Annotated in this window: 25 protein-coding genes; 9 read left to right on the forward strand and 16 right to left on the reverse strand. The window is 62.5% G+C overall.

From position 1 onward, the window contains the following. Window positions 1-88 precede the first annotated feature (88 nt). The gene (locus AC6CH8_RS07390) at window positions 89-895 is read right to left on the reverse strand and encodes an SDR family oxidoreductase (protein ID WP_498189670.1); all 807 of its coding nucleotides are present in this window, start codon (window positions 893-895) and stop codon (window positions 89-91) included. Window positions 896-1,055: 160 nt separating this feature from the next. Here AC6CH8_RS07390 and AC6CH8_RS07395 point away from each other — a divergent pair, with 160 nt between their 5' ends. Continuing rightward, the gene (locus tag AC6CH8_RS07395; protein ID WP_054808808.1) at window positions 1,056-1,487 is read left to right on the forward strand and encodes a universal stress protein; all 432 of its coding nucleotides are present in this window, start codon (window positions 1,056-1,058) and stop codon (window positions 1,485-1,487) included. Window positions 1,488-1,574: 87 nt separating this feature from the next. On the opposite strand, the gene AC6CH8_RS07400 is transcribed toward AC6CH8_RS07395, so the two are convergent. The 9 genes from AC6CH8_RS07400 to AC6CH8_RS07440 all read right to left on the reverse strand — a co-directional run bounded on the left by AC6CH8_RS07400 (window position 1,575) and on the right by AC6CH8_RS07440 (window position 11,749). After that, window positions 1,575-2,153: a hypothetical protein gene (locus AC6CH8_RS07400; RefSeq protein WP_498189672.1), complete on the reverse strand. Its 579-nt coding sequence runs from the start codon at window positions 2,151-2,153 to the stop codon at window positions 1,575-1,577. A 72-nt stretch (window positions 2,154-2,225) separates the two neighbouring features. Beyond that, window positions 2,226-3,371: a zinc-dependent alcohol dehydrogenase gene (locus AC6CH8_RS07405; RefSeq protein WP_498189674.1), complete on the reverse strand. Its 1,146-nt coding sequence runs from the start codon at window positions 3,369-3,371 to the stop codon at window positions 2,226-2,228. 99 nt (window positions 3,372-3,470) lie between these two features. Next, window positions 3,471-5,147, reverse strand: a complete 1,677-nt coding sequence (locus tag AC6CH8_RS07410; RefSeq protein ID WP_498189676.1) for a thiamine pyrophosphate-binding protein — start codon at window positions 5,145-5,147, stop codon at window positions 3,471-3,473. Further along, window positions 5,144-5,935 carry a cyclase family protein gene (locus tag AC6CH8_RS07415; protein ID WP_420179739.1) on the reverse strand — a complete coding sequence of 264 codons (792 nt, stop codon included), beginning with the start codon at window positions 5,933-5,935 and terminating at the stop codon, window positions 5,144-5,146. The genes AC6CH8_RS07410 and AC6CH8_RS07415 overlap by 4 nt, the downstream gene beginning before the upstream one ends. 7 nt (window positions 5,936-5,942) lie before the next feature. Further along, window positions 5,943-7,577: a phytoene desaturase family protein gene (locus AC6CH8_RS07420; protein ID WP_498189678.1), complete on the reverse strand. Its 1,635-nt coding sequence runs from the start codon at window positions 7,575-7,577 to the stop codon at window positions 5,943-5,945. Between the two features lie 42 nt (window positions 7,578-7,619). Beyond that, the gene (locus AC6CH8_RS07425; protein ID WP_498189680.1) at window positions 7,620-9,374 is read right to left on the reverse strand and encodes a flavin reductase; all 1,755 of its coding nucleotides are present in this window, start codon (window positions 9,372-9,374) and stop codon (window positions 7,620-7,622) included. Window positions 9,375-9,401: 27 nt separating this feature from the next. Continuing rightward, complete coding sequence (locus tag AC6CH8_RS07430) at window positions 9,402-10,643, reverse strand: styrene monooxygenase/indole monooxygenase family protein (RefSeq protein WP_498189682.1); 1,242 nt, start codon at window positions 10,641-10,643, stop codon at window positions 9,402-9,404. 44 nt (window positions 10,644-10,687) lie between these two features. Continuing rightward, a complete protein-coding gene (locus AC6CH8_RS07435) occupies window positions 10,688-11,476 on the reverse strand; it encodes an SDR family oxidoreductase (protein ID WP_309073910.1) in 789 nt (262 codons plus the stop codon). Between the two features lie 123 nt (window positions 11,477-11,599). Continuing rightward, window positions 11,600-11,749 (reverse strand): hypothetical protein, encoded by a 150-nt coding sequence (locus AC6CH8_RS07440; RefSeq protein WP_420179743.1) that lies wholly within the window; start codon window positions 11,747-11,749, stop codon window positions 11,600-11,602. A gap of 195 nt (window positions 11,750-11,944) precedes the next feature. Between AC6CH8_RS07440 and AC6CH8_RS07445 the strand changes: the two genes are divergently transcribed. Then, complete coding sequence (locus AC6CH8_RS07445; RefSeq protein WP_420179744.1) at window positions 11,945-12,868, forward strand: AraC family transcriptional regulator; 924 nt, start codon at window positions 11,945-11,947, stop codon at window positions 12,866-12,868. Window positions 12,869-12,931: 63 nt separating this feature from the next. Here the strand turns inward: AC6CH8_RS07445 and AC6CH8_RS07450 are convergent, their stop codons facing one another. From AC6CH8_RS07450 to AC6CH8_RS07465, 4 genes are all read right to left on the reverse strand, one after another. Beyond that, window positions 12,932-14,080 carry a Fic family protein gene (locus AC6CH8_RS07450; protein ID WP_498189684.1) on the reverse strand — a complete coding sequence of 383 codons (1,149 nt, stop codon included), beginning with the start codon at window positions 14,078-14,080 and terminating at the stop codon, window positions 12,932-12,934. Window positions 14,081-14,217: 137 nt separating this feature from the next. Beyond that, window positions 14,218-14,919 (reverse strand): FadR/GntR family transcriptional regulator, encoded by a 702-nt coding sequence (locus AC6CH8_RS07455; RefSeq protein WP_498189685.1) that lies wholly within the window; start codon window positions 14,917-14,919, stop codon window positions 14,218-14,220. Between the two features lie 74 nt (window positions 14,920-14,993). Then, window positions 14,994-15,416, reverse strand: coding sequence for an alpha/beta fold hydrolase (locus tag AC6CH8_RS07460; protein WP_498189686.1), 423 nt, complete (start codon window positions 15,414-15,416; stop codon window positions 14,994-14,996). After that, entirely contained in the window at window positions 15,383-15,814 is a 432-nt protein-coding gene (locus tag AC6CH8_RS07465) for an alpha/beta fold hydrolase (protein ID WP_498189688.1), read from the reverse strand. Before AC6CH8_RS07465 ends, AC6CH8_RS07460 begins: the two co-directional genes overlap by 34 nt. Window positions 15,815-15,943: 129 nt before the next feature. Here AC6CH8_RS07465 and AC6CH8_RS07470 point away from each other — a divergent pair, with 129 nt between their 5' ends. The 5 genes from AC6CH8_RS07470 (at window position 15,944) to AC6CH8_RS07490 (ending at window position 21,270) form a co-directional block, all read left to right on the forward strand. Continuing rightward, on the forward strand, window positions 15,944-17,452 hold the full coding sequence (locus AC6CH8_RS07470; protein ID WP_498189690.1) for a four-carbon acid sugar kinase family protein: 1,509 nt from the start codon (window positions 15,944-15,946) through the stop codon (window positions 17,450-17,452). A gap of 28 nt (window positions 17,453-17,480) precedes the next feature. Beyond that, a complete protein-coding gene (locus AC6CH8_RS07475) occupies window positions 17,481-18,383 on the forward strand; it encodes an NAD(P)-dependent oxidoreductase (RefSeq protein ID WP_091464645.1) in 903 nt (300 codons plus the stop codon). 101 nt (window positions 18,384-18,484) lie between these two features. Continuing rightward, window positions 18,485-19,951: a GntP family transporter gene (locus AC6CH8_RS07480; RefSeq protein ID WP_498189692.1), complete on the forward strand. Its 1,467-nt coding sequence runs from the start codon at window positions 18,485-18,487 to the stop codon at window positions 19,949-19,951. Next, window positions 19,951-20,826 carry a class II fructose-bisphosphate aldolase gene (locus AC6CH8_RS07485; RefSeq protein ID WP_498189694.1) on the forward strand — a complete coding sequence of 292 codons (876 nt, stop codon included), beginning with the start codon at window positions 19,951-19,953 and terminating at the stop codon, window positions 20,824-20,826. The genes AC6CH8_RS07480 and AC6CH8_RS07485 overlap by 1 nt, the downstream gene beginning before the upstream one ends. Window positions 20,827-20,877: 51 nt before the next feature. Continuing rightward, on the forward strand, window positions 20,878-21,270 hold the full coding sequence (locus AC6CH8_RS07490; protein WP_498189696.1) for a DUF1304 domain-containing protein: 393 nt from the start codon (window positions 20,878-20,880) through the stop codon (window positions 21,268-21,270). Between the two features lie 24 nt (window positions 21,271-21,294). Here AC6CH8_RS07490 and AC6CH8_RS07495 read toward each other — a convergent pair whose 3' ends face one another. After that, complete coding sequence (locus AC6CH8_RS07495; RefSeq protein ID WP_420179752.1) at window positions 21,295-21,714, reverse strand: VOC family protein; 420 nt, start codon at window positions 21,712-21,714, stop codon at window positions 21,295-21,297. A gap of 153 nt (window positions 21,715-21,867) precedes the next feature. Here AC6CH8_RS07495 and AC6CH8_RS07500 point away from each other — a divergent pair, with 153 nt between their 5' ends. Then, the gene (locus AC6CH8_RS07500) at window positions 21,868-23,223 is read left to right on the forward strand and encodes an acyltransferase family protein (RefSeq protein ID WP_498189698.1); all 1,356 of its coding nucleotides are present in this window, start codon (window positions 21,868-21,870) and stop codon (window positions 23,221-23,223) included. Further along, a complete protein-coding gene (locus AC6CH8_RS07505) occupies window positions 23,220-23,576 on the forward strand; it encodes a GNAT family N-acetyltransferase (protein WP_476113546.1) in 357 nt (118 codons plus the stop codon). Before AC6CH8_RS07500 ends, AC6CH8_RS07505 begins: the two co-directional genes overlap by 4 nt. Before the next feature lie 33 nt (window positions 23,577-23,609). Here AC6CH8_RS07505 and AC6CH8_RS07510 read toward each other — a convergent pair whose 3' ends face one another. Further along, window positions 23,610-23,987: a hypothetical protein gene (locus AC6CH8_RS07510; protein ID WP_474660104.1), complete on the reverse strand. Its 378-nt coding sequence runs from the start codon at window positions 23,985-23,987 to the stop codon at window positions 23,610-23,612. Between the last annotated feature and the right edge of the window lie 117 nt (window positions 23,988-24,104).

Genomic DNA, 24,104 nt, shown 5'->3' on the forward strand with positions numbered 1-24,104 from the left:
TACGAATCTCTGGAAAATCAGGCCCGCCAGGCAGGCCGTCCATGCAGACTAGCCCACGGATCACCGTGCGGCCAGAGTCTGCAGGGGCTTAGCTTTCGCGCCAGTCGTTGCTGGTGATGTGTGAACCTGCCTGTGGTCCCATCTGCAACATTCCGCCGTCCACCGGCCACGAAGCACCGTTGACGTAGCTGGAATCCGGTGATGCCAGGAAGGCGATGACGGCGGCGATTTCCCGGGCATCGCCGGGGCGTCCCAGCGGAACTCCTGGCCGTTCCTTCTGAGTGGGATCCTCGTCCTCCTGGCCTGTCATGGGAGTAGCGATTTCGCCCGGCGCCACGTTGTTGGCAGTGATGCCGTGCTCAGCGAGTTCCAGGGCCATGGTTTTGATGAGGCCACCCAAGCCGTGCTTGGACGCGTCATACGCCGAGGCTCCAACCCTTGGTTGGAACTCATGGACGCTGGTGACCGCGATGATCCGCCCACCGCGGCCGGCCCGCACCATACGCTTGGCTGCTGTCTGCATTGCCACGAAAGCCCCGTTGAGGTTGGTGTCCAAGGTGGACATCCACGTGTCGTAGTCCAGCTCAAGGAACTTTGTGCCGTCGCCGGTTCCGGAGTTGTTGACGAAGACGTCCACGCCGCCAAGTTCCTCAGCGAGCTTGTCGATGGCCACGGCCGTTCCCCGGACATCCGTGGTGTCCAGTTGGTGGACCACAGCTTTCCGGCCCAGGCCGCGGACCTCCTCCGCGGTTTCCTCAGCTCCCTGCTGGTCCGAGTGCCAGGTGATTCCTACGTCCATGCCGGCCTTGGCCAACGCCACCGCAGTGGCCTTTCCGATGCCGGAATCCGATCCCGTGACGATGGCGGTCTGCGGGGAAAATGGTGCGTCGCTCATTGTCTTGCCTTTCGGTCGTGTGATCGCTCCGATACTTAATCACTACCCAGTGATTCCGGCCGTAAACACTCCCGGCGCAAAAGGGTCATCCCGGCGGATGGGGATGGAGTGTAGATTTCTTGCAGCAGCACCCAGTGAATCCCCACAACCAGGAGTACTCATGTCAGAAGTTATTGTGGTCGGCGTTGACAGCAGCGAGACGGCCAAGCGCGCAGCAGTGGCAGCAGCGAAGCTCGCCACCGCCCTCGGCGCCGAACTGCACGTGATCAGCGGCTTCTCCGATGACCGCATTGAAGAATTCGGCAGCGGCAGCGACCGCATCACCGTCTCCTCCGCGGACTCCGCAGAATACGTGGCCCGCAAGGTTTCCGAAGAGCTGGACGTTCCCGCCGGCAACATCAAGTACTTCGCAGCCCGCGGCACACCTGCCAACGCCCTCATCAACTACGCCGAGACCAACAACGCCTCGCTGATCGTGGTGGGCAACAAGCGCATGAAGGGCCTCGGCCGCGTACTCGGCAGCATCGCCAACAGCGTGGCGCACGGTGCTCCCTGCGACGTGTACATCGTGAACACGGACGTCGACGCATAACCAACCCATGTAGGTAGCAGCAGATGCCGTTTTGAGCGCTCAGAACGGCATGTGCTGCTACTCAGTTGTGGCTGTCACCCGGTTGGGTTAGCGGCGGGTTGTCCGGGCAGCTTTGGCGACGCTCTTGAGAACAAGGACGACGCCGGTCCCCACCAGGAGCCACGGCCCCGCCACGATGATGGGGTCCATCCACTGGTGCTTGGTGTCTGCGCGCTTCCTGCCCCACCGCGAAGCCATGCCGTGGTTCTTGAACTCGCTCAGCACGCCGGTTTCCGTGATCGGGTTGTCCGGGTGCAGCGTGCCAAATGACCGCAGGTGGCTCTCCCAAGCGTCGACTCGGTCACCTGCGATCAGGAGCAGCCAGTGCGCTGCCCGTCCTTCGCTGTATTTGTAAGCGTACTTCCGGATGGCTCCCGAGACGCCCTTCGGTGGGGTGGATGTTCCGAAAACCGGTGTCAGGAACTTGTGCTCAATAGAGCGTTCCCGTGGCCACTTTTCCTCCTGGCGCTCCGGAAAGTCCCAATGCGCCCCAGTGATAATCCCGCGCTGCTCGCGTGGAAAAGCAGGCCGATCCTTGGGGTCCAGGTCCACGCCCCAGCCCGGGATTTTAGCCCGGAGCTCCTCGGGCGTCGGCCTTGGTTGGGGCCGTTCTGCTGTGTACGGCATGATGTTCCTCCTTGCTATGCCTGATCCAGCTGGCACTAGGCTTATTCAGCTGGCGCTAAGCCTGATCAGCGTCTAGGCGGCCGTGGTCACGATCGGCTTGATGCAGTCATCCAGCTTGGCCGAGAAGATGTGGTAACCCTCGGCGATGTGTTCCAGCGGAATCCGATGGGTAATGATGTCGCTGGGCTTCAGGTAGCCGTTCTGGACATGCTCGAACAGTCGGGGCCACTGCCTCTTGACCGGGCACTGGTTCATCCGCAGCGTCAGCCCCTTGTTCATGGCATCGCCAAACTTCACTGCACTGAACATCGGGCCATAGGCACCCACCACCGACACCGTTCCGCCTTTACGGACGGAATCGATGGCCCAGTTCAACGCAACAGGAGAACCGCCCTGCAGCTTGAATTTCGACGACGTGATGTGTTGGGTCAGGTTGCCGTCAGCTTCAGCCCCGACGGCGTCAATCACCACATCAGCGCCAAGGTGATCCGTGGCCTTCTTCATCTCCACCACAATGTCGTCGTATTCGGTGAAGTTGTATGTTTCCGCGTGGGCAAACGTCCGGGCCTTCTCCAGCCGATACTCGAGATGGTCGATGACAATGACCCTGCCCGCACCCATCAACCAGGACGACTTCGCCGCGTAAAGCCCAACGGGCCCCGCACCAAAAACCACCACCGTGTCGCCCTGTTCGATATCACCCAATTGGGCTCCGAAGTAGCCAGTGGGGAGGGCATCAGTGAGCATCACCGCGTCTTCCTGATCCATCCATTCGGGAATTTTGGTGGGTCCGACGTCGGCGAACGGCACGCGCACGAACTCCGCCTGGCCGCCATCGTAACCACCGGTGGTGTGGGAGTAACCGTAAATGCCGCCCACCGCCGTCGCATTTGGGTTGACGTTGTGGCAGTTGGAATACAGGCCACGGGCGCAGAAGTAGCAGGATCCGCAGTAGATGTTGAAGGGCACCATCACGCGGTCCCCGACGCTCAGGTTCTCCACCGACGAGCCAACCTCATGGACCTCTCCCACGAATTCATGCCCGAAGGTCATCCCCACCCGCGTATCCGGCATCATGCCGTGATACAGGTGCAGGTCTGAGCCGCAGATCGCGGCTCCGGTTACCCGGACGATAGCGTCATTTGGATGCTCAATCCGGGGGATATCTTTTTCTTCGACCCTGATTTTATAAGGGCCGCGGTACACCATCGCTCGCATTTTCGCCGCCTCCAACAGCTAGCTGTCGATACAGGTAAAAATGCTAAGCCTCCTTATTATGCGTGTCCAGTTCTTTTTCAAGTTGGGAGAGCGCGGTGCCTAATGGCCTTGAAAGGCCTCAGCCAGCCACCACGAGCCGCCGTCGGAGGCTATCTTCGCGTCGATGACCAGTGGCCGGTCCTGTGTCCCGGCTCGGTAAGCGGCGATCCATGGGTGCACGGCTTCCAAGTCCGCTACGGTCCGCACGGTCACACCCTCAGCTCCGAATCCGCGGGCGATGGCGGCGATGTCGGTATCGGGGAACACGACGCTGGAAAGCTCTGCTTCCGTGTGCTCCGAAGCGAAGTGGTGGACCTCGGCTCCGTAGGCGGCGTCGTTGTAGACGATGCACACCAGCGGGAGTTTCAGCCTTGCGGCGGTCTCCAGCTCGCTGATGCCCATGAGGAATCCGCCGTCACCTGCACCGAGGACCGGCAAGCGGTTCGGCTGGGCAAGTGCTGCGCCGATGACCGTGTACAGTCCGAGCCCGATGGCTTGGAAGGCTTGGGTGAAGCAGAACCCGAATTCGTCCGGCACGGCGAGGTATTGGCTTGGGTAGCCCATGAAGTTGCCCGAATCGACCGCCACGATCCTTTCGGCCGGGAGCAGGGTGTCGAGTTCGCGGGTGAGGACGCGTGGATCAATGGAGGTCGCCGTGGACAAGTCTTCAGTCTCCACGTCCCGCCACCGCGAACCCTGTTTGATGGCCAGCGCGTTGGCTTCGGTGCGGTACTTTTCCGCCGGCTCGGGCTCCACGGAGCGCAGCACCTCCAAAGCATCAACTGCAGTCAGCGCCGAATCGCCAAGCACTCCCAGCGAGATGGGCCGGTTCGCGCCGAGGGCTGAATCTTCGACGTCGATCTGCACCACTTTGGTGCCCGGAGAGATCAGCCGGCCATGTCGCATGGTCCACATGTTCAACGCGCAACCCCATCCCACAATCAGGTCCGCACCGCTGATGAGCTCCGCCGTAGTCGGCGATGAGAAACCGCCCGAAATACCCAGATTGTGGGAGTCGCCGTTGAACAGCCCACTGGCCACAGCCGACGTCGCCACCAGCGCCCCGGCATGGTGTGCGAGTTCCAGGATCTCGTCCCGTGCACCGCGCCCGCCGCGTCCGGCGACGAACACAGGCCGTTCCGCGGCCGCTATCAGCGCCACCAACTGCTCTATGGCCGAAGCGTCCGGGCGCACCTTCAACGGTTCAGGCACGACGACGGCACTCACCTCGTCCGCGGCGGCTCCGCTTTGAACGTCCAGCGGCAAGCTCAACACCACGGTGCGGCGTTCATTCACCGCAGTCCGGAAGGCCCTGACGGTGTCCGCGACGGCTGTTGCGGGGGAGTGGATGCGTTCGGCCACGGCTCCGACACTGCGGGCCAGGGCGTCCTGGTCGATCTTGAAGTTGGACCGGATGGCCGCGGCCTGGGTATCGGCGGTCAGCACGATCATCGGCGTCCGGCTCTTCGCTGCCTCACCGATGCCGGTGATGGCGTTGCTCAGCCCGCAGCCTTGATGCGTGGTGACCACCCCAACTTTCCCGGACATCCGGGAGTACGCGTCGGCCATGGTCGCCGCACCGCCCTCGTGCCGGGTGGCCGTGAACGGGATGCCCTCGGCCATGAGAGTGCCGGTGACATCGAAGTTGCCGCTGCCCACCACCCCAAAAACGTGCCCGACGCCGAGCTTCGCCAGCGTCCTGCCCACCAACGTGGAGACCCGCACTTGCCCGCTCATGCCTTCTCCACCGCGCCCTTTTCCACCAGCGCGTACACGCGGCTCGGGCTGCCCGTCCCGCCGACGATCGGCAACGGAGCAACTACCAACGTCGCACCGGTGACGGGGAGTCGGTCCACGTTCCGGAGCGACGTCACGCCGTACTTGTCCGCGCCGAGCAGGAACGAGTGGACGGGGAACATCGGATCCAGGGCGCCTGCCTGTCCGGCGTCGATGCCCACGGTTTCCACACCGAATCCACTGATCGAGGCGTTTCCGGCGAGCCACTTGGCACCTGCGGCAGAGACGCCGGGAGTGTGGGGTCCGGCGTCGTCCGCGTTGACGAAAGCGGCAGCGTCAGCGCCTCGGGCCGCCCAACCAGTTCGGAAGATCACCCAGCAGTTCTCCGGGAACGCGCCGTGCTCTTGCTGCCACTGCTCAAAATGTTCCGGTTCTAAGAGGAAATCAGGGTCATCCGCTACCTCGAGCGACTTGTCGATCACTACAATCGGGCCCACCAGTCGGTGTGGTTCGATCTGGTCCACCGACTTGCCGTCCTTGCCCGTAATCCAGTGGACCGGGGCGTCCAAGTGCGTCCCGGCGTGTTCGCCCACGGTGACGTCGTTCCACGCCCAGGCCGGACCGGCGTCGTCGAAATTGCTCACCGGCGAAACGGACAACCCCACCGTGTTCGCGAACGGCTGCGGCAGGTTCAGGATGGGGGTTTCGGAGCTCAGGGGCGTTGTGAGGTCGATGATTTCCACCGAACCACTCGAGAGGGCTGCAGTGAGCCCGGCCAGAACAGACATTGTTCTCCTATCGCTTGCTTGGTTTCAGTGCTGATTGAATACGGGAAAATCGTGAGGGTTTCGCGGTCAATTTCCGCGCAACCAGATGTCCGGAACCGCCGGAAAGCCCGGGACCGGGATGGGTTGAAGCGCCGATGTGCCACAGCCCTTGGGCGGCAGTCCGGTGTCCGGCGGCGGAGGGGAAGGGCCGCCACAGCAGGTTTTGGAAGAGCTCCGCGGAGCCGCCATACGGGTCGCCGTCGACGGCGTTGGGGTTCGCGGACAACAGGTCCGTGGGGGCAAGGATGTCTGAAGCAAGAACAGTAGCCCGGGTTCCCGGGGCGAACTGCTCCAACCGGTCCAGGACCCGTTCCAGATATCCCTGCTTCAGTTCGTGGGTCCAACCTTCGGCAACCGACAATTGGCCCGCCGCGTCCCCCACGGGAGAGAACGGCACTTCCTGCAACTGCAGCCACAGCGTTGCCTTGCCCTCCGGAGCCCGCGACGGATCCAGTACGCACTGCTGTCCCACCACCACGGTGGGTTCGCTGGGCAACAGGTCGGCTTCGGCCTGGGCGCAGGCAATTCCCGTGCTGTCCGAGCCGTTGCTGATGTGAACCAGCGGAACGCTGTTGAGCCTGGGATCGAGCCACTCGACAGGACGGTCCAGGGCCAGGTGGATCTGCATGGCCCCGCGGCCGTTTTGGTAGCGTTCAGCGGCTTCGGCAGTACCGGCCGGTGGCTGGCGAAGGAGTTGGGTGTAGAGGGCCTGGGGCGATACGTTCGCGAGCACCGTGTCTGCGGTGACCACACCTTGCGATGTCTGCACTCCGGCCACGGCACCGGATGAGTCCACCAGGATCTCGTCGGCCTCCGCACCCAGCATGATCCGGACGCCGTTGTCCCTGAGCAAAGACTCAAAGGCAGCCACAAACTGCGAGGCGCCGCCCTTCACAACAGGAAGCCCGAAGCCGTGCATGCTCATGGCCATGACCGGGAGCATGACGCCACCGGTGGCTTGGTCCGGGCCTAGTCCTGCGTGCAGGAGCCAGGGAGACCACAGCTGGTCCGCTTCCCACCCGTCAAAGCGGCTGCGGGTGTAATTCCGGCCGCTCATCACGGAATCCCGGACAAAGGCCTCCGTCCCTGAGAAACGCCCGCGTCCCACGGCTCCGAAGGCAATCTTCGCCACCTCCCCAAACGACCGAAGTTCCGCCCCGAAAGCCCCGAACACGGTTCCGGCATTCCGCCCAAGATCATCCAGCATGGCCATATAGGCGGCTTGATCGCGAGAGGCCTTGAACGCAGCAGCCGTCTCGGCCGGGTCCCTGTGTGCGATGACCACGCGGTGGGCTCCGGTAGCAGGATCCGCAGCAACGCTGGCCGTCACTGGGCCGGAAGTGTTGCAGTACTCCAGACCCCGGCGGTGCAGTTCTTCTCCCAACGCCGAGTAGGCACCACCGGACACAAACAAAGGGTGCCAGGAGGAGAAGGTGTCGTGGATGAAACCCGGGAGGGTACGCTCCGCGGATTGGATGAACCCACCCAACCTATCCGAGCGCTCAATGATGCACACGCGCTTCCCTGCCAAGGCCAGCTCGGCTGCCGCGACCAGCGAATTGATGCCTGAGCCTATGATCGCGACGTCAAGGGGATGGTCCATATCCGTTCCTTTCAGAAGTGCACAGAAGTCAAAAGGGAGTGCTTAGAAATCCGGATGGCTGGCAGTGGCGTGGTATTTTCCGCCGTGGAACACCAGGGGAGCGCCGTCTTGGTGGTTGTAGCTTTCCACCTCACCCACGTAGATGACATGGTCCCCGGCATCATGTCGCGCAACGGTGCGGCACTGGAATGTTGCTACTGCACCCTCCAGTAGCGGAACACCGGCGATGCCGTCAGCTGTTTCCACGCCGGCGAACTTGTCCGTGGCGGGCGTGGCGAACTGGCGGGACAGGACGTGCTGGTCACTCGCCAGGATGTTGATGGCAAAATGCGTTGCGTCCTCGAAATCGCCCAGGCTGGGGGCGCGTTTGCTGGGGCACCAGAGCACCAGCGGCGGATCCATGGACACTGACGTGAAGGAATTCGCGGTCATGCCCACTTTTCGGCCGTCCGCAGCCACAGTGGTAACCACCGTGACGCCCGTGGCGAACTGACCCAACGCACCCCTGAAGTCCCTCACATCGAAGGCAGCAGCATCGTCCTCTTTCCGGGCCTGCATGAAGTCAGCGGCCGCGGTGGGATCGAACCACCAAGGGTATGACGTCCGGGGGTCATCGAAGCCGCTGACGATGCTTGCCGCCAGTGCCGGATGGTCAGCGGCTTCACGGAGGAGCGTCTTCTGATGATCGCGGCGTGGCTTCAGGAGATCGTTGGTCCACTCCACCGCCCATTGCCCCCAGCCGCGCCAAAATTCGTCGAAGGTGCGCTCCATCCAGGCACGGTCAAAAGGCTGCTGGCCTCGGCGAACTATCGAATCAAGGTAGTACTTCGCGGCCAGGGTGGCGTTGTTGGAACCCTGCCCGGTGAGGGGATCGTTGAGGACCACGGCGTCACCGAGCCCGAACACCAGCTTCCCGTTGCCGAGTTCCCCGACGGCGGACCTCACGGTGGGCGTGATGCGCCCCAGGAGCGTCGCGCCGCTGTCGGTCAGCTCCGCGGTGGCAAAGTTTTCTGCCTCGTGCGGGAAATGTTCTCGCAGGATTTCCAGCGAACGCTCGAGCTGCTCTTCGGGGGTTCCGACGTCGGTCCAGCGGTCCATGGGGCCGCCCACCACGCCCTCGAACACCATCATGCGGCAGGGGCCCGATACGGTCAGGCCCGGGAACGTGAAGAATTCGCCGACGCCGGGGGCCATGGACATGCGGATGGCGTCGCCCGCGCTGCCGGTACCGGCAGCGGACGAGCCGGCGGAAGCACCGTCGTCGGACGTGACGTAGTTCAGGGCCAGTACCCGCTGCGGCCGGTCGAAGGGCGACTTGGCCTTGTCCCGAGGGAAGATCTGGCCGATCTCGCCCTTGCCGGTGCTCACAATGACCAGCTCGTAGTCATGGGCGAGTTCTTCGAGCATGCGCGGTGTGACTTTCTCAATGCGGAAGTCACCACCGGCTGCAACAAATGTTTCGATCCAGAGGGCACTTTTGATGCGCTGGTCAATGGACCGGGCGGGACCGTCCAGGGGTGCTTCCCATTCGATGGGTTCATCAGCATCCACACGTAGCCGGATTGAGGTGATGCCAGGGACGGATCCGGATTCGTAGAATTCGGTGAGCGCCGTTCCCATGTGGGCTTCGGCGTCGAGGGCGGTGGAGAACATGCACTGGCTGGACATGACCTTGCCGGTGCGGATCTGGGCAGCGGAACGGTCGGACAGAAGCGTCACCGCGTAGCCGTCACGTTGCAGGCCCAAGGCCAGCTGGGCGCCGGATTCGCCGGCCCCCACGATTGCTATCTTTCGCATGGTTGAGTCCTTATTAGCAGGGTCGTGCTACGAAACTTTGGCGGCAGACAGGTCCGCGAGGTAGCTCGCGGCTTTATCCGGATACATAAACCACTCCTGGAATTCCGGTGGGTGGTTGAAGCCGTTGGCGAAGCGATGAGCGATAGCCGGCTCGCTGTTCGCAGCCCCCAAGAGCTCGAGGACATGGGGCGGAGGCGGAGCCAGGAGGGCATTCGTCCAGTGTGCAACGTGCTGCGCGTAATCCCAATAGCGCTCAAAAGTGGCCTGCATAAAGTTTGCATCGTAGGCTCCACCGCCGTACCGAGTGATGCTGTCCAAGTACGACGCCGCGCATTTGCTCGCGTTGTTGGAACCCTGCCCCGTGATCGGATCGTTCAAAACCACGACGTCGGCCAGGCCAAGTACCTGCCGGCCGCTCGGCAAGGTGGCAATTGGGTGGCGGACGGTGGGCGCAAACCTGCCCTGGAGAACGCCGTTGGGATCAGTGAGTTCCACATCAGTGGCGCGCTCTGCTTCCCACGGCAGGAAGGCCTTGAGGATGTTCTTGGAGTTTTCCAAATGCTCCTCGGGTGAGAGTCCCTTCCAAGAGTCCATTGGCCCGCCCGGAACCCCTTCGAAGACCATGATTTCGCAGGGGCCGGTGGTGGTGAGCGCCGGGAAGACGAAGTACTCGCCAACGCCGGGGATCAGGTTGAACGAGACCGCCGAGTAGTCCTCGCGCGGCTTCAAGCCCTTCACGTAGGTTAAGGCCAGGGCGCGCTGCGGTGCATCGTAGGTGCTGCGGTTCGCGTCACGGGTGAACAGTTGCGCGATCTCGCCCTTGCCGGCGGCCACAATCACCAGGTCCGAGTTCTGCGTGTACTTCTCCAGCTCGGCTACCCCCGCGTCTTCGAAGACGAGCTCTCCGCCGCGTGCTGTGAACTCCTCCATGAACCGCGGGAACTTCACGCGCTGGTCGATCGACTTGGCGTGGTTATCCAGGCGTGAGGCCCAGCTGATGGCTTTCTCACCCGGCAGTTCGGGGTGGGGGATGGTGAACGAAATGCCGTCCACGGTGGGAGCATCGGGCCAGAAGTCCAAGCCGAGCGCCCGCTCGTGCTCCAAGGCGTTGTGGAAGATGCACTGGCTGGAGGCAACCTTGCCTTCGTGAATCTCTTCCGGTGTGCGGTTGGAAATGGTGGTCACTTGGTAGCCGGCGTCCAGCAGTCCGATGCCGAGCTGCAGCCCGGACTGGCCGGCACCGACGATGGTGATGTGGCGTTGCGTCATGGCGTTGCCTTTCTCTGTGGTGGAAGTTGTTCTGAAGCTTGGCGTTAGTTTGCTGCGAGCAGGGGAATGGTCTCTTCGGCGCGTTCCGGGCCCAAGGCGGAATAGCCGCCGTCGACGGCCCAATCTGCGCCGGTCACGAAACTTGCTTGGTCGCTGGCGAGGAACGCGACGACGTCACCCACCTCGTGGGGGCGGCCGACCCGCTTGAGTGCGTGGAAGGGGGCCGCCACGGAGTCTGTCTTTTCGAGGTTCCCGTTGCTGAGTGAGTCCATGATGTTGCTCCAGACCCAGCCGGGGCTGACGGAATTCACGCGGATACCGTCTTCTGCGAAGTCCACGGCCATGCTCCGGGTGACTTGCACCAGCGCGGCTTTGCTCGCCGGGTATAACCAGCGGCCGGTTTGGGCTACTGAGCTGGAGATTGAGGTGAAGTTGATGATGGCGCCGTGCCCGGAGGCCTTCAGGTGGGGGCGGGCTGCGTTGCTGGCCACCACTGCGCTGACGAGGTTGACGTTGAGTGCCTCGAGCCAGTCGGCGCGCCCGGAGGCAGCGCCGTCGTCCTTGTAGGTGCAGGCAAGGTTCACCAGGATGTCGAGGCTTCCGTGCGCGGCGACGGTTGCGCTGACCAGCCGATTCACGGCGTGGTCATCGGTGATGTCAGTGTGGGAGTAGTGGATGCCTTCGCCCAGTCCGGTGGTAAGTGATTCGCCGTCGGGATCTATGTCCGCAACCACCACCGCGGCGCCAGCGTCCCGCAGCGCGGCCACCACGCCCTGCCCGACCTTGGTTGCACCGCCGGTAACGATTGCCGTCCTGCCCTGAAGTCCTGACATGGTCCAAGCCTTTCCCGTACTTGTCACGTTGTGAAAATATGACGTGCGTCATAGTTCTTCTAGAAACGACTCTAGGCAGTCGCTGAAATCCGGACTATCCATTTGGCGCAAGGGCCATCCGAATTACGCAGGGTCTTCCTCTTCTTCGTGCCAACCAACCCAAGCCGCGGAGGTGAGTTGAGCGTTCTTGGCTTGAAGTTCCGCCGCCCAGAGTTCGAAGTGGTTTTCATCCCACTCCTCCCGCCGGTGGTGCACGAGCTCGATGTTCTTCACTGGTCCTCACCTCGCTTTCGGCGCTGTTATGGTGATGTGAGCTGAGTCATACTTGTCCTAAGGGCGACTCTAGGCGGCCGATGAAATCCGGAATATCCACGTGGCGCGAGGATCATCCGAAAAGCGCAAAACTGTGGAGTAGGTGCCGAAATGGTGAAGATTCTTCCTCGTGATGTTTTGCGGGGACGGCCAACAATGGCCACAACTGACGTGGACGAAGCACACGCCAAGATCGCTGAGCTGTTCTGCAGCCATGAGCTCGCGCCACGCACCCGGACGTCGTCAGTGGACATGAAACTGCGCTCCTTGCATCGGGGCGATGTGGGGATCGAGTTCCTGGACTACGGCGCGGATGTTCGGATTGAGCCCGAGGGCCTTCAGGACTTCCATCTGGTGCAGATCCCGCTGGCAGGACACGCTTCCATGCAAGTAGGTGCGAACACCGTGGAATCCAGTCCGCGTATGGCCACGGTTCCGCCCATCGACCGGCCCTTTTCCATGAGTTGGGACGGCGGAAGTCCGCACCTGATTGTCTACGTGAGGCGTTCGGCGCTTGAACGGGTGGCCGAGCAGTTGTACGGCGACAGCGCTGTGGACCTTGGCTACGGCATGGACCTCTCAGGTGGAGCGGGCCGCGCGTTCCTGAGGTCCGTCGTCGAACTTCATGACGACATGATCAGTCAGCCCGCCTCCAGTGCCCCCGCGTTCGTTCAGGGGCTGCTGGCGGACAGCATGGTGTCCCGACTGCTGATGGCGATGCAACCGCCCGGCGGGGAAGCGCGAAACGCGGAAGCGGAGGGTCGGTTGGTCCGCGAGTGCAGGGAGCTGCTGGAGCGGCACGCCTTTGAAGAACTCACGGTGCCGGACATCGCCGAGTGCTTGGGTGTTTCGGTGCGGACTCTCCAAACCGCGCTCAGGGCGGAAGCCGGTGCGACGCCGTCGGAGTTGTTGCGGAGTATCCGGCTGGATCGCGCCCGCGAGATGCTCCTGGAGGCGAGTCCGCGGGAGCAGAGCGTCACGGCAATCGCGGAGTTGTGCGGCTTCACGCATCAAGGGCGCTTCTCCGCCCTGTATCTGAAGACTTTCGGCGAGCTCCCGTCGGAGAGCCTGCGCCGCTGAGGCAAGACATTGAGATCTACTATTGTGCGTTCAGATGCACAATAGTAGATCTGCCGGTGCGGACTATTCTGTATCGCGCAGAATGCGCGGGAGGAATCCCAGCCGGTCCAATTCCCGAACCAGGAGGGGCGTTAGTTCGCTCGGGGCGAGTCGAAGCCGGTAGGATCTCTTTCCTTTCGCCACCGGTTCTATGACTCCGCGCTCCAACAGTTTTCGAATGTCCTGGCTTCGAGTCGCGGGTGAACCCGTGAATGCTGAACTAAGGTCTGCGGCCTTCACTTCAACTTTGCGGGCGATGATTTTTAAAGCGAAGGCTTCTTCCGCTGTGAAGCGCGATGACGCAAGGCCTCTTTCGATTGCAGGAACTAAAAGACCTTCTGTAACGAAGTCCTTATCGCCGAGTTTCACCAACCTGCTTAGGTCCGTCAGTAGACCTTCCAGGACATAAGTCGACCAGCGAATGAGAGATTCAGGTTCGAGGGAGTCGGCATCTTCGAGCCGCTCGTAGTAGAGGTCGCGATTCTCCCCAAATACTGCCGTTGGGTTTAGAGCCCTGTATCCGGCGGTGTCGGAAAACCCCTGCCGTCGCATGGCTGCGTACGTCAGGAGTCTCCCGACTCGACCGTTGCCATTCCCGAAAGGATGAATCCAGACGAACCGACGGTGGGCGAGGGCGATCTTGAGCAGTTCATAGTTCTGAGCTACATCCGCATTGATGAAGTCCAGGAGTGCCGTCATATCACCGTGCACGCTCCCATGCGGTGGTGGCCGGTGCGACGAGCCGCTGATGGTGACATCGGCGAGTCTATAAGCGCCAGGAGTGCGGTCCCCTTCGCGTTTCAAGCCGGCAACGGAGATGCGGTGCAGCTCCCGGACAAAACCATGCGTTAGTGCCGTCCCCCGGTCAATGGCGGAGTCGACGAAGGCTGTTGCTTCTTGGAGCTGGACGATTTCTTGGACCCCGTCGTCCGGCATGACGTCAATCCGATTCGCGTGTTGAACACCGGCAACCGCATCGACAATTGAGGTGCGATTGCCTTCGATGCGTGCGCTCATGATGCTCGACAACAATTGAAACAGCGTGCGGAGCTGCGTGAAGACCTCGGGAGGGGTGGTTCCATCCCCTAAATCTGCGCGAACCCGTTCAAGCTGGATGATGGCTCTCGCCAACGGAGACCTAAAGGGAAACTCGGGAAACTCAAGTGGTCTCACGCGCAGAATTTTCGGACGGCACTGGCAACAATTAAGAGCATGATGCGAATCTGCCCTAAAAATCAAGGATTCCAACTGTCCGCACCCATGCAAGATTTAAATTCATTGTGCCTAACAATTAAGGCGTTCTCTACCTGCTACGCCTCCAGCACGTACGTCTTCAGGTCGTCCAGGGTCTGCTGCATGTGCGCATCCATGGCGAGCCGTGCCTCGTTGGGATTGCGCGACTCCAAGGCAGCCGCGATCTTCCGGTGGTGGCCGATCGCGTGTTCCTGGATTTCCGGGAACGCCGAGGTCTCGGTGCGCCTGGCCTCGAGGACCCGGTGCAGCGGCTCGAAGAGCACGGCGACAAAGACGTTGCCTGAGGCGTGAAGGATCACGTCGTGGAAGGCAAGGTCGGCTTCCACGAAGGCGCCGAGATCATTGGTTTCGTGAGCGGCCTGCATCTTTTCCACATGCTCTTTGAGGGCCGTCAGTTCATCATCGGAGATGCGCTCCGCGGCCAGCTCGCATGCGCCGGTTTCAAGCATGCGACGCAGTTCGATCAGCTGGATCGCGGCAGCCGCATCCTTGGTTCCCTCTGAGGCCGCGCGCAAAACGGCTTCCAGCGACGCCCATTGGTTGAGGGGGTTGACGAAGGTTCCGCGGCCGCGTTCAACACTAAGTATCCGCTGCGCCTCGAGGGTTTTCATGGCCTCGCGCACAGTCATCCGGCTCACCTCGTGTTTGGCGCTGAGCTCCAGCTCTCCAGGGACTACCGTTCCGGGCGGAAACTCGCCCGCGATGATCCGGTCCAGCAACTCGTCAGCGACGACGCCGACCAGCGACTTGCGTGCCATGTATCCCCGTTTCCTATACTTCAGACCGCCCGGCTCCCCGTGTATTTCCCTCGGACGGGCGGTTGTCAGACATCTTACGCTGGCGGTGGCCAGCTTGTTTTCCAAAACCCGGTTAGCGCCGTGGCGCATTTTTCCGGCTGTTCCCAGTGGACGTTATGGCCAGCGCCGAGGATGGCGCTTAGCTGCCGATTCGGGCTTTCGTCCACGAATGCGCGCATTTGCTCCATGGGCCGCACCCGGTCATCGGTGCCGGCTATCACCAGCATTGGCGCGTGGACCCGCCCGGGCACTGAAGGTTCGACGCCGGTCATGGCAGCTACGGCGCTGGCGGACAGAATCGGGAACGGCGCATCAAACCCTGTGCTGAGCCGCGACATGTCGGCTGCGGACAGTTCCCCGTACCAAGCATTCATGAGCTTCGCTACGGTCTCGGGATCAAAAAATCCCTGATCCAGTTGCGAGCTCAGCAGCTTCTTGAACCCCTGATTCTGCGGCACGGGCGCCATGCCCACCAAGGTGCCATGCCCACCAAGGTTATGGTGGCCACCAGTTCGGGGCGGGCTGCCGCAAGTGTCAACGAAACACTGCCTCCCATGGAATGCCCCACCAGGTGCACCGGTCCGCTGTTCCTGACTTCAATGGCTGCCGCTACCGAACCGGCCACCGAGTCCAGCGTCCACGGGAAGTCCGGTGGCACTTCTTCGCCAGGGTGGTAGCCCGGGAGGTCGAAAATCCAGACCGTCCGGCCGGCGTCGAGCAGTTTTTTCGCAAGTGGTTCCCAGTACACAGAGCCGGAGGCCCAACCGTGGATCAGTGCCACGGGAACCGCCTCACCTGCGGAAACGGTGGGCGCGAGGACGTTCACGAACGGGAGCGCAACAACACTGTCAGCCATGCCCCCAGCCTAGTGATGCACAGCACCTTGCGCGCGGTAGGGCCGTGTGTCACACTAATTCAAATGTTAGATGTCTGACATCTTACATTCACCAAACCGCTACAGAGATTTCCCACGATGGAGTGCACAGTGACCCTTGAAGCCGACGTTCTGGCCGCTTTCCCGGCGGAAGTCCAGATTCCTGCTCAGTTGGTTGCCGACGCCGTTGCGGCGTCCTCGGCAACGTCTCCCCGCGTCCTGGTAGTCCTCGACGACGACCCCACGGGAACGCAGTCCGTTGCGGATCTCGCCGTGCTAACCCAGTGGGACGTCGCAGATTTCGCATGGGCCTTCACCCACATCCGGCAGAACCAGACCAAACCTGCCGTGTACGTCCTCACCAATACCCGCAGTCTGGACCCGGCCGAAGCCGCAGCCCGAAACGAGGAAATCGTCCGCAATGCCCTGGTCGCGGCCGCCGGAAATGTGAGGCTCGGTTTTGTCAGTCGCAGTGACTCCACCCTCCGTGGCCACTACCCCTTGGAGCCCGACGTCATTGCAGCCACCGTGGCTGCCGAGACCGGTGAAGCCACCGACGGCGTGGTGATCGTTCCCGCATTCCCCGACGCCGGCCGAGTCACCATCGGCGGCGTGCACTATATGCGGGGCACCGGTGAAGACGCAGGCACACTCACCCCCGTGGCCGAGACGGAATTCGCCAAGGACGCAAGCTTCGGCTTCAAGAACTCCGAGATGGCCAAGTACGTGGAGGAGAAGTCGCGGGGCCGGTTCCCTGCAGGCGATGTGATCGTGCTTGACCTCAACATCATCCGCGCCGGCGCCTCCGCGCAGGACCCCACCATCTCAGCGAAGGCCATCGCCGACGCCCTTGAGTCCGCCACCAACTCCACGCCGATCGTGGCCGACATCGTCACCGAGAATGATTTCCGCGCCTTGGCCCTGGGCCTCGAAGAAGCCGAGCGCCGCGGCAAGAAGCTCCTGTACCGTGTGGGCCCGCCCTTCGTGAGGGGCCGCATCGGCCAGGAGATCCGCACCGCGTTGACCTCCCAGGAGGCTTTTGCAGGCAACACTCCCTCCACGGCCGGCGGCCTGATCGTGGTCGGCTCGCACGTCGGCGTCACCACCCGTCAGCTCAACGCCCTGACCGCAGAACACAGCTCGGCACGGACCATTGAGATCGACGTCGAGAAACTCATTGCCGGGACCGAAAGTGCGGGCGAAAGCGAGGCCGAGGCCTACATCGCAACGGTCGTGTCCGACGTCGTCGACGCACTTCGCAAGGGTGACGTCATCGTCCACACCAGCCGCCTGCTCATCAAGACCGACGACGCCGCAGCAAGCCTGAAGATCGCACGCACCGTCTCGGCGGCCGTCGTCGCAGTTGTGAACCGGACGCTGAAGACCTTCCCGCCGCGGTTTGTCATCGCGAAGGGCGGCATCACGTCCTCGGACGTCGCCGCGCACGGGCTGGAAATCCGCCATGCAATTGTCCGCGGCCCCATGCTGCCGGGCATCGTCTCGCTCTGGGAGCCGGTGGACGGCCCCGCCAAGGGCATTCCGTACATCGTTTTCGCGGGCAACGTCGGCGACGACCAATCCCTGACTGAGGTCACCCGCAAGCTCAGCGCCACTTTCTAGAACCCCAAGAAATTCAATGGAGAACACCATGACCAGCAGCAACTACACCGTCACCGTCCTGGGCCTGGGCGCCATGGGCCTGCCCATGGCTACCCGGCTCGCGTCCGAGCTGACTGTCCACGGCTTTGATATCGCCGAGCCCCGCTTGGAACTCGCCGCAGAAGCCGGCATCAAGACCTTTGCTTCTGCACGCGAGGCATCGGACGGCGCCGACGCGCTGCTCTTGGCCGTCCGCAACGGCGAGCAGCTCAACGACGTCCTTTTCGGCGAGAACGGCGTGGCTTCGGTACTGAAGCCGGGCGCCGTCGTGATCCTCGGCAGCACCGTTGGTACTGAAGCCATCCCTGCCACGGTGGAAAAGCTTGCGGAATACGGTGTGGCCCTGGTGGATGCGCCGCTGTCCGGCGGCCCGAAGCGTGCCGGCGAAGGCGATCTGCTGATCGTTGTCGGGGCGGAGCCCGAAGCACTTGAAAAGGCGCGTCCTGCCTTGGAACTGCTGGCCTCCACCCTGAGCATCGTGGGCGACAAGCCCGGCGACGGCCAGGCCCTCAAGACCGTCAACCAGCTCCTCTGCGGTGTCCACATCGCCGCTGCTGCCGAGGCCATGGCTCTTGCCGACGCCCTGGGACTCGATCAGGCCAAGACCCTCGCCGCCCTCGAAGCCGGAGCCGCCGGATCCTTCATGCTTTCAAACCGTGGCCCGCGCATCCTCGAGGCCTACTCCGAAGACGGCGCCGAGGTACTCAGCCGCTTGGACATCTTCGTCAAGGACATGGGCATCGTGGGTAAGGCAACCCGGGCCGCCGGTCTTGCCGCACCCGTTGCCGCTGCTGCCGAGCAGCTTTACCTTCTCGGCCAGGCCCAGGGCCTCGCCGCCGCCGACGACTCCGCCGTCATCAAGGTTGTTGCGCCCGCAAAGCGCACCGCCTAAGCACCCCACCAGAACGCGCGACGACGGCGATCCCCCCTTCGCCGTCGCCGCCACCTCCCGCCGGTCTTCTCTAGACTGGTATGTCAAAGGAGACACCCCCAATGAATCCCCTCAATAACTCTTTGATGGTTCAGATGGCGGACGCCCCCGCCATCAAGCCCGCAGTGGAGCTGGGCACACCTCTGCTGCTGACCATCGCCGCAGCGGGCATCGCCCTGTTGCTGGTGCTGATCATCCGCTTCAAAATCCAGGCTTTTGTTGCCCTGCTTGCCGTCAGCATCCTGGTGGGCGTCGCCGCGCAGACTCCGCTCAAGGACATCTTCACTGTTGTGACCACGGGCGTTGGCAGCACCATGGGCAAGGTCGCATTGCTGATCGCCCTTGGCGCCATCCTCGGCCGCATGATTGAAGTTTCCGGCGGCGTGCAGTCGCTGGCCACCCACTTCACTGAGAAGCTCGGCGCCAAACGCGTTGCCATTGCGCTGACGGCCGTCGGCTTCCTCGTGGCGATCCCCGTGTTCTTCGAGGTGGGCGTGATCGTCCTCGTTCCCATTGTTTACGCGTTCGCGAAGATCGCTAACGTACACCCGATCAAGTTCGGCCTGCCCATGGCCGGCATCATGCTGTCCATTCACGTGGCCGTCCCGCCGCACCCGGGCATCGTTGCCGGCGCCGGCGTGTTCGGTGCGGACATTGGACTCATCACCCTGATCTCACTGATCATCTGCGTGCCGCTTGGCTTCCTGTCCTACTGGGTTGCCAGCATCATGAACCGAAAAGAGTACGAACTGCTTCCAGGCGTCAAGCAGCAAGTGGACGAGTTCGGTTCCGAATCACTGGTCCACGTTGGCCATGACGGCCCCGGTGCGCACGCCATCGCTCCTCCGCGGCCTGGTCTGATCATGTTCCTGATCGCCGCTCCCATCGTCCAGATCCTCCTCGGCACCGTGGGAACGCTGACCCTCCCCAAGGACAACTACTGGTACGGCGTGGCCGCCTTTGTCGGCAACCCGTTCTTCGCACTCCTGGTGGCTGTGGCTCTATCGTTCTTCCTGCTCGCCGTCCGCCGCAACTGGTCCCTCAAGGAAACCGGCGAGATTTTCGAAGGCGCACTTCCTCCCATCGCTTCCATCCTCATGGTGGTGGCCGCTGGTGGTGTGTTCGGTGAAGTCCTCCGTGCATCCGGAATCGGCGCAGCTCTGTCCCACACTTTGGATAGCCTCGGCCTGCCGGTCATCGTGCTCGGCTTCATCATCTCCCTGGCACTGCGCGCCGCCCAGGGTTCTGCCACTGTCGCAATCGTGACGACGACTGGCCTGCTTACCTCTGCCGTGATGGAAGGTGGCTACACGCCGGCCCAGATCGCGGTAATCGTCATTGCCATTGGCTTCGGTTCATTGGGCCTTTCCCACGTGACCGACGCCGGGTTCTGGACGGTCGTCCGCTACTACGGCCTCACAGTGTCTGACGGCCTGAAGACCTGGACCGTCCTCACCACTATCCTGGGCCTGGCCGGCTTCGCGTTGACTTACGTTGCCTGGATCCTGGTGGGAGGTTTGGCCCACTGATGCGCGCCAACCTCGACCATGTGGTCAACACTGCCCTGGCCTCCGGCTCGGCTGTTCCGGCCTTCACCTGCTACGACTTCACCACAGCGCTGGCTGTTGTTGGCGCAGCGGAGGAAGCCCGGCTCGGCGTGATCCTGCTCGTCGCTCCGAAGACCGCGTCCACGCCTAACGGACTGCGCCTCATCGCGGCCCTTCGCGGCCTGGCCAACGACGCCAGCGTCCCGGTTTCGGTGCAGTTGGACCACGCCTCCGATCTCAGGGTCATCCTGGAATCCGTGGCGGCCGGTGCGGATGCGGTGCTCGCTGACGGTTCATCATTGCCCTACGAGGACAACATCGCCCTCGTCCGTGAAGTCCGTGCGGCGCTGGACGCGGCAGGCGCTGCCGACGTCGTGATTGAGGCGGAGTTGGGCGGCCTTGCGGGCGACGAGGACAAGGCGTTCGGTGCCGAAAGTTCAGCGCACGACGCCGGAGCGTCCGTTTCGGGACTCACCAACCCGGCACAGGTGGCCGACTTTGTGGAGCGCACGGGTGCCCAGCTACTGGCTGTGGCCGTGGGCAACGTGCATGGGAAGTACAAGGGCGAACCAAACATCCGTTGGGACGTACTGCAGGAAGTCGCTGCCAAGACAGAGGTGCCGCTGGTGCTCCACGGCGCCTCCGGCATTCCGGCCGACGAACTAGCGAAGGCTCCCTCCATGCAGGTGGGCAAGGTCAACTTCAACACGGAACTGCGCACAGGCATTCTGTCGATGCTGGAGTCGCAAACCCCAGCCCACCGCGCCGATGGCGAGAATCTTCAGGGTTTGCTGGCCCAGTGGAATGGCTCGGCTTCAGCTTTTGCGGGCGCCACACTGGAGTTGCTCAGCGCCTGACGGGCCGCGCGACAACCAAGTCCGGCAACACAGGGAGGCTAGGATCAAAACATGATCCTGGCCTCCCTGATTTTCGCAACGATTGCAGCCTTGCTCCACGTCTATATCTTCACCATGGAGTCCATTACCTGGACAAAGCCCAAAACCTGGAAGACATTCAGCATCACCTCCCAGGCCGACGCGGAAACCACCAAACCGCTCGCGTACAACCAAGGTTTTTACAACCTCTTCCTGGCCATCGGCGCACTGATCGGCATTATTGCAGTGGCTATGGGTGCGCCCCAAGTGGGCTGGACCCTTGTCTTCAGCAGCTGCGGTTCCATGCTCCTGGCCGCCCTCGTGCTCGCAGCAAGCGGCAAGAAGTACCTCCGCGCAGCTACCCTCCAAGGCACCATGCCGCTTCTCGCCGTCGTTCTTGGCGTGCTGGCAGTGACGCTGGGCTAAGCCAAGATGGCCTAAGCCAATGGGCTAGGACTCCGGCGGACCATCCTGGGCCGCGGCGTCGTCCATCCACACAACTTCCCAGTGGTGCCCGTCCAGGTCGCGGAACGCGCGGCTGTACATGAATCCCATGTCCATAGGGTCGTAAGTTTCGGAACCGCCGGCTTCAAGTGCCTTGGCCGCCAGTGCATCTACGTCCTCACGGCTGTCGGCAGAAATGGCGACAATTGCCGCCGTCGAGTTCTGCGTGTCCGCGATGGGCTGCTTGGTGAATTCGCTGAACTTGGCGTGGGTCAGAAGCATTGCGTAGATCGTGTCGCTGAAGACCACGCAGGCCGCAGTTTCATCGGTGAAGTTCGGGTTGATGGAGTAGCCAAGGGCCGTGTAGAAGGCCTTGGATGCCTCGAGGTCGCTGACGGGCAGGTTCACGAAAATCGACGTAGTCATGGGTCTGATCCTGCCGGTGTTTCGGCGGCTCGTCCAGAGCCAATCTCGGGTTTGTGGATAACGGCTGGGTACTCGCCCGGCCTGCTGGCCCAAGCCCTCGCGCGGGCGGACAATGGAGTCAGCACGCAGGCGCGTGCCATTGTAGGGAGAACCATGGAGATGGACGCGCATCCTCCCGCCAGCCAGGAAAGGGCTGTGCAACGGGACCCGGCGATCGACCTTGTCCGCTTCACCTGCCTGCTCCTGGTCGTCGCGGCGCACTGCATGATGGTCAGCCCTGTCCTGCACAAGGATGGCACTGTCACTACCCTGAACGTGCTTATGGAGCAAAGCTGGTTCACCCCTGTGGCATGGGGGCTCATGATTGTGCCCCTGTTCTTCGTCCTGGGCGGCGTGACCGGGCTGCAATCGTGGCGGCGCCTGAAAGCGCACGGCGGCAACGGGTTCGACTTCGCCCAGTTACGGCTCCTGCGACTGGTCCGCCCGGCCATGGCTGTGCTGGCCGTCATGTGGGGAGGGCTATGGGTCGCGCTGCTGCTTGGTGTCCACCCGGCAGTCATCCAGTTAATGACTGCCGGGGCCGCGATGCCCCTGTGGTTCCTGGCGGCCTACCTCACGGCCCAACTCAGCATCCCGCTCATGGCCCGGCTTCACGAACGCGTGCCTCTGCTGACTTTCGCTGTGCTGGTGGCACTGATCATCACGGTGGATTCCCTCCGCGGCGCTGTTCCCGTCGTGGCGTTTGCAAACATGATCTTCGTATGGTGCGCTGTCCAGCAACTGGGATTCCTCATGGCCGATGGCTTCTTCGAGAAACGTAGTCGCAGCTGGCTTCTTGGTGCCGTGGTTTCCAGCAACCTTCTGCTGGGATTGGTGACCGGCGTGGCCGTGTATCCGGGGAACATGGTGGTAAACCTGAATCCGCCCAATTTTTGCCTGCTTCTCTTGGGCATTTCCCAGGTGGCGACGCTTCAACTGCTCCACAAGGGCATTCGGTGGATCGCGGACCTCCGATGGGTCCAGGTAGTCATAGCTGTAACGGGGCGGCGTTCCATGACCGTCTATCTGTGGCACCTTCCACTGCTGGTGGGCATGTCCGGGTTGCTGTTGCTCACCGATGTGCCCCAGCCATTCGCAGGGACTGCAGAGTGGTGGTGGGCGCGGATTCCGGTCTTCTTCGCTGTGCTGACTCTGCTGGTCCCGGTGGTGTGGCTTTTTGGTCGTTTGGAGAACCGTCCGACGGCGGCCAGCCATGCGCGGGGACCGTCACGTACCGCTGTGGTGACCGCCGCCGTCGTGGTTTTGGTCCCGCTGGCGGACGCCGCCTTCAACGGATTGACCCTTGCCCTGTTGGGTGGGGGAGCGGCGTGCTTTGCCCTTTCGGTCCTCTTGCTTGGCAGGGTTCCGACGCCGGTGCTGACGCGGCCCACGCAGGAAGGCGCGGAATTCCGCGGGGGGCGGTGGCGCACGTTGCCAGAGCCGGATTTACGTGCCAATCTCGAAACATGACCGAGTACACGGATTCACTGGCAGAGTCGTTCCGAGCTGGCGTCACCACGGTGCGCAACGACAAATTTCACCGCTATGAGCTGCACGTGGACGGTGAGCTGGCCGTGGTCTCCCAGTTCATGGACAAGCCCGGTCATATTGATTTCATTCACACTGAAACGAAACCCGGGTTCAACGGCCAAGGCCTCGCAAAAGTACTGGCGCACTTTGCGTTGGATGACGTGGTGGCCTCCGGAAAGCGCATCATCCCGCATTGCCCGTACATCGCCGCGTACCTGACGAAGCACGAGGGCTACGAGCAGGACGTCGACTGGCCCGCGGAAAAGCCCGTGGGCGAACCCGAGAACGAGTAACTTGCCGTTCCCTTCCCTGGGGAAACCGGTTCGCTAGGGAAGCAGGGTCCGCTTTCTTTGCCATTGCACTGCATGCCACAAGAGCAAGGCGGCAGTGATCAGCAACGCAGCCAGGATTGCATAGGGTGCGTTGGAGAGCATGATGAAGTTTATTTGGGCTGTCTGGGCTGATTCGGCGGACTGAGCTTGCGCAGTGCTCACTATCGCGCTGGCCGCCGTCGTTAGGGCCCATAGTCCAAACCATGCCAAACCGGCGTCCAGGGCCCACAAGGCAATGATGAATGGGTTGAGCTGGACCCGCTTGCGTTCCGGGCCCGCGGTCTCCGGCACGTGGGGGCTGACGGCGGGCTGGGTGTTGCCATGCTCGTCGATTTCGCGGAAGCCGATTCGCTCGTGGGCGTGGTCCTTCATGTGGTCCCCCAACCGTGGGCAGCGGATAGTCCTAGCACTCTACCCCCTGGAGACCGGAAGACAGCAGGTCGTGCACACACGGCCCAGCGAAGCCTTCGGTCCCGAAAAGAGTGCCAT

It is taken from the genome of Paenarthrobacter sp. GQ52, assembly GCF_059759005.1.

Coding starts and splice junctions, on each gene's coding strand:
- AC6CH8_RS07390 (WP_498189670.1), bottom strand. CDS start 895: ATGAGCGACGCACCATTTTCCCCGCAGACCGCCATCGTCACGGGATCG.
- AC6CH8_RS07395 (WP_054808808.1), top strand. CDS start 1,056: ATGTCAGAAGTTATTGTGGTCGGCGTTGACAGCAGCGAGACGGCCAAG.
- AC6CH8_RS07400 (WP_498189672.1), bottom strand. CDS start 2,153: ATGCCGTACACAGCAGAACGGCCCCAACCAAGGCCGACGCCCGAGGAG.
- AC6CH8_RS07405 (WP_498189674.1), bottom strand. CDS start 3,371: ATGCGAGCGATGGTGTACCGCGGCCCTTATAAAATCAGGGTCGAAGAA.
- AC6CH8_RS07410 (WP_498189676.1), bottom strand. CDS start 5,147: ATGAGCGGGCAAGTGCGGGTCTCCACGTTGGTGGGCAGGACGCTGGCG.
- AC6CH8_RS07415 (WP_420179739.1), bottom strand. CDS start 5,935: ATGTCTGTTCTGGCCGGGCTCACTGCAGCCCTCTCGAGTGGTTCGGTG.
- AC6CH8_RS07420 (WP_498189678.1), bottom strand. CDS start 7,577: ATGGACCATCCCCTTGACGTCGCGATCATAGGCTCAGGCATCAATTCG.
- AC6CH8_RS07425 (WP_498189680.1), bottom strand. CDS start 9,374: ATGCGAAAGATAGCAATCGTGGGGGCCGGCGAATCCGGCGCCCAGCTG.
- AC6CH8_RS07430 (WP_498189682.1), bottom strand. CDS start 10,643: ATGACGCAACGCCACATCACCATCGTCGGTGCCGGCCAGTCCGGGCTG.
- AC6CH8_RS07435 (WP_309073910.1), bottom strand. CDS start 11,476: ATGTCAGGACTTCAGGGCAGGACGGCAATCGTTACCGGCGGTGCAACC.
- AC6CH8_RS07445 (WP_420179744.1), top strand. CDS start 11,945: ATGGCCACAACTGACGTGGACGAAGCACACGCCAAGATCGCTGAGCTG.
- AC6CH8_RS07455 (WP_498189685.1), bottom strand. CDS start 14,919: ATGGCACGCAAGTCGCTGGTCGGCGTCGTCGCTGACGAGTTGCTGGAC.
- AC6CH8_RS07465 (WP_498189688.1), bottom strand. CDS start 15,814: ATGGCTGACAGTGTTGTTGCGCTCCCGTTCGTGAACGTCCTCGCGCCC.
- AC6CH8_RS07475 (WP_091464645.1), top strand. CDS start 17,481: ATGACCAGCAGCAACTACACCGTCACCGTCCTGGGCCTGGGCGCCATG.
- AC6CH8_RS07480 (WP_498189692.1), top strand. CDS start 18,485: ATGAATCCCCTCAATAACTCTTTGATGGTTCAGATGGCGGACGCCCCC.
- AC6CH8_RS07485 (WP_498189694.1), top strand. CDS start 19,951: ATGCGCGCCAACCTCGACCATGTGGTCAACACTGCCCTGGCCTCCGGC.
- AC6CH8_RS07490 (WP_498189696.1), top strand. CDS start 20,878: ATGATCCTGGCCTCCCTGATTTTCGCAACGATTGCAGCCTTGCTCCAC.
- AC6CH8_RS07495 (WP_420179752.1), bottom strand. CDS start 21,714: ATGACTACGTCGATTTTCGTGAACCTGCCCGTCAGCGACCTCGAGGCA.
- AC6CH8_RS07500 (WP_498189698.1), top strand. CDS start 21,868: ATGGAGATGGACGCGCATCCTCCCGCCAGCCAGGAAAGGGCTGTGCAA.
- AC6CH8_RS07505 (WP_476113546.1), top strand. CDS start 23,220: ATGACCGAGTACACGGATTCACTGGCAGAGTCGTTCCGAGCTGGCGTC.
- AC6CH8_RS07510 (WP_474660104.1), bottom strand. CDS start 23,987: ATGAAGGACCACGCCCACGAGCGAATCGGCTTCCGCGAAATCGACGAG.